The sequence below is a fragment of the Microtetraspora sp. NBRC 16547 genome (assembly GCF_030268965.1).
Taxonomy (GTDB): domain Bacteria; phylum Actinomycetota; class Actinomycetes; order Streptosporangiales; family Streptosporangiaceae; genus Microtetraspora.
In genome coordinates this window covers 1-776 of record NZ_BSSE01000083.1, presented here as the reverse complement: position 1 = coordinate 776, position 776 = coordinate 1, and the positions used below count along the sequence as shown (strand labels likewise).

Sequence of the window (776 nt, the reverse complement as noted above, 5' to 3'; positions counted from 1 at the left end):
TCCAGGTCGGCAGGAACGGGAGTTCGTCGTTGGCGGGGTCGGTGATGCTGCCCGCGCCGTACCCGACAGCCGCGAGCCCGCCTACCCCGCCGGTTCCCGACCGGCCGGGCATGGCCCAGCCTCCGGGGGCGAAGGGTTCCGGCAGGGATTCGATGATCGGCGGCGGCTGGACCGGATAGCGGTGGCCGGTGCGGCTGATCCAGGTCACATGTCCTGGCGCGGTCTGGATGACCCGCCAGCCGTTGTCGCGTAGGTCATGGTCATGTGCGCACGCGGCGGCCAGGTTGTCCTCGGTGGTGGGGCCGCCGTGCGCGTATTGGCGGGTGTGATCCAGCTCCGACCGGGTGGCCGGAGCGCGGCAGCCGGGATGGGAGCAGACCCTGTCGCGGATCTCGATCCGCCGCCGTAGTCCCGCTGTGGGGAACCGCCGCCGCTCATCCCCACCGGCCGCCCCACAGCCGACCACAGACCCTGGGGCAGCGTCGTTCTCCACAGCACCCTGCCGCACAGGCCCGCCTGCCGCAGCGGCGTCCCCCGCAGCTTCGTCTACCGCAGAAGCGTCACCAACAGAAGCGTCACCTGCCGAACCATCACCCGCACTGTGGCCGTGGCCGTCATCGTCGGTCGGAAAGCTCTGTTCGATGGCCTGGTCGTATTGGCGCATGACGTCAGCGATCACACCGGCCCAGCCGCCCTGGGCGTAGATGTCGGCGTACAGCGCCCGCAGCAGCGACAACGGGAACTGCAACTCGACGATCCCACGACGACGAACCGAC

1 protein-coding gene is annotated in these 776 nt (G+C 70.1%); it reads right to left on the bottom strand.

Translation table 11 applies throughout. From position 1 onward, the window contains the following. Positions 1 to 493, bottom strand: a 493-nt coding sequence (locus QSK17_RS35705; RefSeq protein WP_285711121.1) for an HNH endonuclease signature motif containing protein, incomplete at its 3' end; no start/stop codon positions are given. Positions 494 to 776 lie beyond the last annotated feature (283 nt).